We start from the raw sequence: 9196 nt of genomic DNA on the forward strand, positions 1-9196 counted from the left end.
CGGTAGCGCCCCGCTTTCATCTCGGCTTCCGCCCAACTGCCGCCACCTCCGGCGAACATGGCATAGAAGACCGCTTCGGAGGCCTGGAACCTTGCCACGCGAACGTCGAGGCCTTGCGCTCTTATATCCTTTATCGGCACGATAGCGGCACGCAAGGTCAGATCTAGTTCGTCCGCCACCCATCTCTGGACAGCCGCCAGCGCGTTGCGGGTGATCTCCAGCGCGGAGCTAGGAAACGCCACGAGCGCGCCGTCGCCGCCGAAGACAAAGGGAAGATCTTGCCTACCCAGCGCATTGAGCAGCGCCGAAATGACGCTGGCGCCGGCCATATTGACGGTTTTATAGCGCCCCGCCTCGATCGCCTTGGTCGAGCCGACGATGTCTGCGGTGGCCAGCGCCCAGCCATCGGGGAGAGGCCGATAGTTATCGATATCGGCAACGCTTTCGAACCTTGCGAAAACCGGCAAAGAAGCGACAAACGGGTCGGACGCGGCAGCTGTTTCCATGAGCATCAGATAGCACATTCCAGTGCTTGAAGGTGAAGTCGATCATGCTTCGAAATTGACTTGCGCAGGCTTTCCGATGATAGGGTCCGGCGATGCGAATTGCTTTCTACGCGCCGCTGAAGTCACCCAATCACCCCGTTGCCTCCGGCGACCGCCAGATGGCACGGATGCTGGTCAAGGCGCTGGAGCATGTAGGGCATAGCGTCGAACTGGCATCCGAATTGCGCTTATATCTACGCGAACCGGAGTCGAAGAGTTTCGATGCGCTCAAGATTGAGGCCCGAGAGGAGGCCGCGCGGCTGACCAAGCTTTGGGATCGTGACGGCAAGCCCGATCTCTGGTTCTCCTATCATCTCTATTACAAGGCGCCCGACCTGATCGGGCCCGAGCTGGCGTCGGCCTTTGCTATCCCCTATGTGACAGCGGAAGCCTCCTATTCGAGGCGGCGCAACGCCGGCTTGTGGGCCGATACACAAGCATTGGTGGCGCGAGCCGTCGAACAGGCAGCGCTAAACATCTGCTTCACGCAAAGGGATCGTCAGGGACTGACAGATGCGATTCCCGACGCCGCTTTCGGTATGCTTTCGCCCTTCATCGACACATCGCTATTCCGGGGACTGCCGGAACGGGGTTGTCCAACGCGCCTCGTTACCGTCGCCATGATGCGCCCGGGCGACAAAGTCGAAAGCTATCGCATGCTGGCGCAGGCGCTCGGTCCGATCGGTCACCTGCCCTGGACCATGTCGGTCGTCGGGGATGGGCCTGCCCGTGACGAGGTCAAAGCGCAATTCGCCGGCTTGCCCGCCGACCGTATCGAATGGCTTGGCGCGATTGAGCCAGCCGCCGTGCCGGATGTCCTCTACAGTGGGGGAATTTACGTCTGGCCGGGTTATGGCGAGGCCTATGGCGTTGCCTATCTTGAAGCGCAGGCCGCCGGCCTTCCGGTGGTGGCTCAGGACATCGCCGGCGTGCCGGAGGTCGTGCGGGATGGCCAGACCGGGTTTCTCACCCCGCCGGGCGATGTGGCGGCGTTCGCTTCTGCCATTGAAAGGCTTCTGACCGGTAACGACGAAAGAACCATCATGGCCGCGGAAGCCAGGCGTTTCATCCTCGAAGAACGTGCCCTCGGTGCTGCAGCGGCGCGTCTGGCCAAACTTCTTGCGAAGATCCCGGTTTCATGACATCCGATCAGATCTGGCGGCCCTTGGTGGAAGAACTGGCCTGCCAGCAACGGGCGGACCGTAAGGCAGAGTTTTGGCTGCGCGACGACGACGCCGTGGATCCGACGCCTGCGCTTGATCGGCTGCTCGACCTCACCGGTAAATTCGCGGTTCCACTCACTCTGGCCGTCATTCCGGCCCTGACTGATGAGAAGCTTGTCGTCCGGCTTGCCGAGGCGCCGCATGCCACGGTCGCCATCCATGGCTGGGCGCACCGAAATCATGCGCCCGAGCACCAGAAAAAGCAGGAGCTCGGCGCGCATCGGCCACGCGAGGTGGTGCTCGATGATCTGGCTCGCGGGCTGACGCACGTAACCGATCTGCACGGCGCACGTGCCGTTCCGATGCTGGTGCCACCCTGGAACAGGATCGACGCCGGCTTGGTATCCGACCTTGGATCGATAGGATTTTCGGCATTGTCGGTCTATGGGCCGCCGAGGCCGGCTTCACTTGCGGTTATCAACAGCAATGTCGACATCATGGATTGGCATGGCACGCGCGGCTGCCGCGATCATGGCCTGTTGGTTCAGGCTATCATCGCGCAATTGCAGCATGCAATCGACGGCGGCGAACCGGTCGGCCTGCTCACCCACCATCTCGTACATGATGAATCGGCCTGGCTCTTCCTCGAGCGGCTGTTCACAGTCACCGCACAGACTGAAGCCTGCGCATGGCTTCCGATCAGGACATTGATCGGGCGCAGCGCCGCTAGAGCAGTTCCAGGAAAAGTGTGAACGGTTTTCCCGGGAAAAGCGCGTAGCGCTTTCCCTTGGGAATTGCGACAAAACAAAGAGATAGAGCGGTTCGCCGTTTCTGCGAAACGGTGAACCGCTCCACAGGAAAATAGCTCAGCGCTTTTTGCGCAATGAGACTGGAAATTTGAGCGTCTGGCCATCCCGCGCGGCAAAAGCGCCGGCAAACCTGTCTTTGGCCAGTTTCTCGATCTCGTCCAGTTCCTCGTCGGTCCGTGTCGGATCGTGGTGAAACAGCGCAAGCCCCCGCGCACCGGCCGCCTCACAGAGCTTGACGCCCTGTTGCCATGTCGAGTGCCCGTAACCGCGGCGGCGTTCCATTTCCTCCTCGGTGTAGGTGCAATCGTAAATGACGAGGTCGGCATCTTCGATCAGGCCGAGCACCGCCTGATCGAGTTTGTCCGGCTCGTGCTCAGTGTCTGTGATCACCGCCACGACGCGGCCGCCCCATTCGACCCGGTAGCCTATGCAGCCGCCCGGATGGATAAGACTGCCGGTTCGGACCACCACCCCTTCGCGCGGCCGAAGCACGTCTCCGGATACGAAATCGCGATAGTCGAGGCTTGCCTTGCAGATCTCCAGTTTCACCGGAAACCACGGCGGCCGCATGAACTCATCGACCATCTGCCGGGTCGTCATGTGTCCTGCAAGATGCCCGGACCAAAGCGTGACCTTGACGCTCCGGTCATAGATCGGCGCAAAAGAAGGCAACCCGATGATGTGATCGTAATGGCAATGGGTGAAAAGCAGGTCGAAATCGGTCACGGCCAACGCCTGAAGCGCCCCGCCGGCAGGCCGTAGGCCAGAGCCCGCGTCGAACAGAAGCGTATGCTTACCGCATCGCATCTCAATGCAGATTGTGTTGCCGCCATAGCGAGAGAATTCTGGCCCTGATACCGAAATGCTGCCGCGCACACCCCAAAATCTGACCAGGAAAACGTCGTCGTCCATGCTACCCCTTCGCCCATCTTAGCCAAACAATTGCTGCTACGCGAGACAGGCTTTCTCCGGGTGACCTTCTCAGCAAGAGGACAGTGCCATCACGACGGCGAGGATCGAGCGCACGTCTTCGTTATTTGGCGCTTCGTGCGTCGATCAGATCCGCGGTCGTATGGCTTAGGCGATCGGCAAGAACCCGCAATATCTCGATGGTCATTTCCGGGAACTCCCTCATAAGCCTCAGGAAATGATCCTTGCGGATTCTCAAGGCTTCCAGCGGACTTGCCGCTCTGACGGTGGCAGTGCGGGAGCTGTTGCACAATATGGCGATCTCGCCAACAATCGAATTTGACTCCAGTTCGGCAACTTTTATCGGTCCGCTGTCGGAATCGACCAGAATATCCGCCCTGCCTGAAAGGATGACATAGGCGGCGTCTCCTTCGTCGCCCTGCCGGAAAAGGATCTGGCCGGCGCTGTAGCTCACACGATCGGATGTGAACGCAAGCAGCTTGAGCTTTGTCGGCTCGATGGCAGAGAACAAGGGAACGCGTTGCAGCATTCCAACTTCATCCTTGAGCAGCATTGTCGCAAACCTTCCCAAAATTCGCGTTTGCCAGACTAGAGCAACGGACGCCCAGATGGAATCAATTCTGTTTCCGGGATGACGAGACGAACCACGCGAAGGTGGCGAGCCCGATCAGGCGCGAACCTCAATCCCTTGACCTTGCAACAAGTTCCCACAGGCAGATTGATCCCATCTGAATGTCCAAAGCTCTATGACAGCAGTTCCTTGAAGATACCGCTTCCTGCCAAAAGTGTCTCGTGTGTTCCGTCTTCCACCAAACGACCCGAGTCGAAGACGATAACGCGATCGAACATCATCGCCATTGCCGGATTCGTCACGACCCACACAATTGCCGGCGAATGGCCGTCGCGTCTGGCTTCCTCGAGCACGTTTCGCAGCACCTTATCCTGCATGCGCTGGTCGAGCGCCGACAGCGGCCGGTTGAGAATGAGAAAATCGGGACGCTTGATCAGGGCCCGGGCAACATCGAGCTTCTGTCGCTGTCCACCGGTCAGCCGCCTGCCACCGGAGCCGACGTTGAAGTCCAGGCCGACATCCAGAAGTTCGGCATAAAGCCCCAGTTCGTCAAGAATATCATAGACGATGGAGCGTATGCGGTCCGGCGCGTCGGGATGGTTGGTGCCCACACGCCCGAACAGGACATTGTCCATGACGGTAGCCGCGGCAATGTATTTGGCAGGATCATATCGTTCGACTGCATTTTGCAGTTCGGGCGGCAGGTTTTCATAGAACCGGTTGCGTGCAGCGACGATCTTGCTCATGAGCTCGTCGCTCAGCAGGCCGAAGCGGTGCCGGGGTTCGATATAGGTAAAGCTCAAGGTGATGATCATGGCGCGGTCGTTCTCCGAAACCGCCTCGTAGGGACGGTTCTTGAGCCGTTGCAGCAAGCTTTCGTAGGCGGGTATCTCCTCGGCGCTCATGAAGGCGAGCTGCTGGAAGAACTGGTGATCGGGCGGCAGGTCGGCGAACAGCTCGATCGCCTGTTCGGCGATCTCCATGCCCATTTCGTAGAACGTGCGGTCGAGGCCGGCTTGCTTCAGCACAGAAGCAAAATAGGGATTGGCCGCCAGAGCCCTGTCGGCCAGTTCGGGGCCGGCGGCAGCGCCGAAGAGCAGGTTTTGGCCGATCGTTGCTTCCTTGTTGTACGCGCCCGGTTCGAAAGGAGCCACCAGTCCGCTCAGCCCTTCGTGTTCCAGCCGGGTTCGCAGCGCCGCACGCAGTTCGACGATCCGCCTGGCGAGCTCCGTGTGACGCGTGAGGTCGGCCGAAGAGCGCAAGCCAAGATCCAGAATGTCGCGCGACAGAACAACCGCGTCGAGCACCCGGCGCACGGCTTCAAAGAGGTCGTGCGGGCCGGTAGCGCCGGCGGAAGCATAGTTGATCCAGTCGCTGTGGATATCAAGCTCCGGATTGCCCGACCGGCGCGCCTCGTCGATGCTCCAGCGGCGCTGGTCTGCCGCAGCACCGTCATAAGTCATCGATGTCAGCGGCGCATGCTTCAACCCGTAGAGCAGGTTATCGCGGAGGCTTGCCTGGAACAGGAAAACATCCGACGAGGCATAGGACATGCGCCGGCCGGTCACTGCTTCGGGGAGTTCAAGCAGATCGTCGGCGCCCGAAGCGACCCTTCCGCTGTCCGGCCGATTCAGCCGCGCGAAGGCTTCTGCAAGCGCCTCCGCTCCACCTGTTGTGGTGCTGACCAGCGCCACCGTCTCACCCGGCTTGACCTGGAGGGAGATACGATCGAGGAGCATTGCACCGCCATCGTCTGCCATGGACAGATTGATGGCCGACAGGGGGTTGGTCATCGGAGCGGGATCGTCGATCGTCAATGCCCCGATTCTCGGCGCAATGAGATCCTCGGCGGTAAACTGTTCAACGACCTGCTGATATTTGACCTGGACATCCTGCCGCGCCTGATCCCAATCGATCAGTTCCTTCATCGGTCCGGGCAGGTCCTTGTAGGCGCCGATCACGGCCACGAGCTGGCCGACGTCCAACCGGCCCTGGATGACCAGATACCCGCCGATCATGTAGAACAAGAAGGGCGTGACCTGCGCGAGAAAATTGTTGAGGAACTTCACCATGAATTTCCATTGGTAAAGATCGAAGCGGATTTTAAAGATAAGCCCGAGCCGGGCAGCTATGTCGGCCCGCTCGTAGTTTGATGTGTCGTGGACGTGAACCGCGCCGATGCCGTCGACGATTTCGCCAACCCGGCCCGAAAGCGCGCGCGCCGTCAACTGCCGCTCGCGCCCGAGCACGATCAGCCGCCGCCGCATTCGCGGGATGAGCACGATCTGGATCCCCACGATCACGGCCGCTATCATTCCCAGCCAGAGGTTCTGGACCATGATGAACAGCATGGCCGTCAGCGCCTGGCCGCCGAGCAGCACCGGCTGCACGAAGGCATCGCCGATGAAGCCGCCCAGCGGCTCCACCTCGTCCTTCACCATGGTCGCCACTTCGGCGGATTTCACCCGCTTGAAGTAAACCGGCGGAAACCGCAGCACACGATCGACCAGATCGAAACGGATACGCCGCAGCATGCGTTCGCCGAGGCGGCCCTTGTAGGTGTTGATGTAGAGTTTGAACAGGCCGTTGATGATGACTAGCAGGAGAAACACAACGCTCAGGGCAAACAGCGTCTCCTTGCGGTCGAGCTGAAAACCGGAGAAGAACTGGACCTCTCCAATGAACGGCAGGTTATAGTGTAGCCTCATGAATGGCTGGGTCGCGCCCGGTTGCTCGAAGCCGCCACCTTGGATCGGGCCGTTGACGATCAGCTTCGGCAGGTCGAAGGACATGAAATACGGGATCATCGAAAGCACGACGATCATCAATATCCAGAGTTGCTGCTTCTTGGTGTGCGTCCAGATATAGCGGGCTAGGCTGGGTTCCATATGCGGCTGTGGACCCTTCAATTGGAAAGATGCAGGATGTAAAAGCACCGGCTGGCGAATAGCGTATCGGCGATTTCTTCGTCGCCAGCGGCAAGCTCGAAGCTGCAGTGCACGGAGATTGTCCTGCGCTCAACGATGGACGGAACCTCGATGACAACGACGTGGTTGATCAGCGAAGAAAGCAACTGGCCGAACGGTTCGCGGCTTCCGTAGGGTTTTGGCGAATAGCCGAGGCCCCGGCTGCGCGGCTGGTGCTGGCAGATGGACGCCGATGCTCCGGACAGATGCAACAGGCTCTCTCCGGCACCGGGCAATGGCGAAGCAGCTTGCAGCATAATCACGTCCGCGAATCAACAGCCTTGCGCGAGGCAAGATTGCGTTGTGTCGCCCGAAATCCCAACATACAAGGCGAATATGATGGATGTCACGCAACCACGCAATGCCGGCATGGACTGGCACGAGCAAACCTTAGACCTCACGCGGGGAATTGCTGCCTATGTCAACTGCCCTCTCGTGGCAGGGCTGGCGCGCGTCGTCGCCAAGCATCCGAAGGCCGATATCGCCAACGCCTTCAACCACAAGCAGGTCGCCTGCAAGATGTGGGCGCTCGATAGGCTGTTCGAAAGCTGCGGCGGCCGATTCGAGCGCATATGGGTTCTGGGTGGATGGTACGGCATATTGCCGGCAATGCTTTTCAACGACGCCCGCTTCGACATCGCGGCGGTCGATAGCATCGACATCGATCCCGGAGTCGCGCCGGTCGCCCGGACCCTCAACCGGGAGGCAGGCGACCGGTTCCGGGCGCTGACGGCAGATATGTATGCGCTCGACTATGCGGCCGGGCGGCCCGACCTGACGGTCAATACGAGCTGCGAACACATAGCCGATCTGCGCGCCTGGCTTGCTCTGCTTCCGCGGGGCATGAATGTACTGCTGCAATCGAACGATTATTTCAGCGAGCCAACGCACGTCAACTGCGTGGCTTCACTTGCAGCCTTCGAAGCAATGGCGGCGCTGCGGGAGGTGCGGTTCTCCGGCGAACTACCGACAAAAAATTATACGCGCTTCATGCTGATTGGAACTGTTTAATGCATTTCGCCCGCGCAGCGCCAGACGCGCGTTAGAATCCATCGTCTGTTTGATCATATACTTTTCCGAAACTGGACCCCACTTTTAGGGACCAGGTTCGATACCGCTCACGCAGGATTTTCGCCGACTGACGCGCGCCTTCCAGATCGAGACGATGCGCGGGTGGCGTCGGTCCCACGAACGCCTGTTCGATCGCTTTCGCCAAACCTTCAGGCGTCAGGTCCTTTTCCATCAGCACCGTTGCTAGACCGAGTTCTTCGAGCATCAGGGCGCGAACCGTCTGTTCGGTTTCCCCGCCGGCTGCAAATGGAACGAGCAGGGAGCGACAACCCGCGCGCAGGACATCGCAGACCGTGTTGTAACCCGCCTGCGAGACTGACAGGCGGGCGCCGGTCAGCAGGCTGGCGAAATCCTCGCGGAATCGGAAGATGGATAGGCCCGGCGTGGCATCGCGTGCGGTCGCGTCAAACTCCTCTTTCGGCAGGTTTGGGCCGGTGATCAAACACCATTTCCAAGCGTTGTTGGCATTCCGCGCCGCTGCGATGGTGGAGCTGACAAGGCTCTTTCCGGCAGCCCCGCCGCCAACCGACACCAGAACGTCGAAGCGCTCGGAGGTCGCGGGCGATCGCGGCGCGGCAACGAGCCCGGTGTAGGTGACCTCGGCCCTGATCGCCCCAGCCAGTGGAAATGTCTTGTCGATGGTTGCGAAAGCCGGATCGCCGTGGACCATAACGAGGTCGAAATGCCTGTTGATGAGATCGATCGTTTCCTCGTTTCGGCCCGGCTTGACGCGTTCCTGAAGGATATCACGGACGGACGTCGCCAGCAGCGGTCTGGGCGACGTCGCCTCGATGGCCTCGATCAGCGGCAAGAGTTCAAAACGCATCTGCCGGCGTCCAAATGGAAACGCCTCGACAATGACAATATCAGGCCTGCAATCCCGGAATGCCTGCAGCAGCATATCTGAACGCCATTTCTTGAAATCATCATCGATGGGTTTGCCCTGCAGGTCGACGAGCCCGGAAAATCCTTCATCACCGGAGGTGACAGGTGGCAGGGTTACAGATTTTACACCCAGTCCCGGAAACCCCGCGATCGGCGCTCCACCGGTCACGACGGTTACGTCAAACCCGTCATCGACCAGAGCCGCCGCAATGCGGCTGGCGCGCGCGAGATGGCCGATACCGAGCAGGTGCTGGAC

The 9196-nt window shown here is 60.1% G+C and carries 9 protein-coding genes; 3 read left to right on the forward strand and 6 right to left on the reverse strand.

What is annotated here, in order from left to right; all coding sequences use genetic code 11:
* The coding region (locus E5W87_RS04075; RefSeq protein ID WP_292394329.1) for a DUF3095 family protein at positions 1-524 on the reverse strand (524 nt) is incomplete at its 3' end.
* Between the two features lie 74 nt (positions 525-598).
* Between E5W87_RS04075 and E5W87_RS04080 the strand changes: the two genes are divergently transcribed.
* Positions 599-1687: a glycosyltransferase family 4 protein gene (locus E5W87_RS04080; RefSeq protein ID WP_292394281.1), complete on the forward strand. Its 1089-nt coding sequence runs from the start codon at positions 599-601 to the stop codon at positions 1685-1687.
* A complete protein-coding gene (locus tag E5W87_RS04085; protein WP_292394282.1) occupies positions 1684-2460 on the forward strand; it encodes a polysaccharide deacetylase family protein in 777 nt (258 codons plus the stop codon). Before E5W87_RS04080 ends, E5W87_RS04085 begins: the two co-directional genes overlap by 4 nt.
* A gap of 114 nt (positions 2461-2574) precedes the next feature.
* On the opposite strand, the gene E5W87_RS04090 is transcribed toward E5W87_RS04085, so the two are convergent.
* The 4 genes from E5W87_RS04090 to E5W87_RS04105 form a co-directional block, all read right to left on the reverse strand.
* Positions 2575-3429, reverse strand: a complete 855-nt coding sequence (locus E5W87_RS04090; RefSeq protein ID WP_292394284.1) for an MBL fold metallo-hydrolase — start codon at positions 3427-3429, stop codon at positions 2575-2577.
* 121 nt (positions 3430-3550) lie between these two features.
* On the reverse strand, positions 3551-4000 hold the full coding sequence (locus E5W87_RS04095) for a cyclic nucleotide-binding domain-containing protein (protein ID WP_292394286.1): 450 nt from the start codon (positions 3998-4000) through the stop codon (positions 3551-3553).
* Positions 4001-4191: 191 nt separating this feature from the next.
* On the reverse strand, positions 4192-6906 hold the full coding sequence (locus tag E5W87_RS04100; protein ID WP_292394287.1) for an ABC transporter ATP-binding protein: 2715 nt from the start codon (positions 6904-6906) through the stop codon (positions 4192-4194).
* A 17-nt stretch (positions 6907-6923) separates the two neighbouring features.
* Positions 6924-7241 (reverse strand): hypothetical protein, encoded by a 318-nt coding sequence (locus E5W87_RS04105; RefSeq protein WP_292394289.1) that lies wholly within the window; start codon positions 7239-7241, stop codon positions 6924-6926.
* A gap of 82 nt (positions 7242-7323) precedes the next feature.
* Here E5W87_RS04105 and E5W87_RS04110 point away from each other — a divergent pair, with 82 nt between their 5' ends.
* Complete coding sequence (locus E5W87_RS04110; protein WP_292394331.1) at positions 7324-7995, forward strand: class I SAM-dependent methyltransferase; 672 nt, start codon at positions 7324-7326, stop codon at positions 7993-7995.
* Between the two features lie 31 nt (positions 7996-8026).
* On the opposite strand, the gene E5W87_RS04115 is transcribed toward E5W87_RS04110, so the two are convergent.
* The coding region (locus E5W87_RS04115) for a glycosyltransferase family protein (RefSeq protein WP_292394291.1) at positions 8027-9196 on the reverse strand (1170 nt) is incomplete at its 5' end.

Origin of the sequence: Mesorhizobium sp., assembly GCF_004962925.1 — a bacterium.
Taxonomy (GTDB): Bacteria; Pseudomonadota; Alphaproteobacteria; order Rhizobiales; family Rhizobiaceae; genus Mesorhizobium.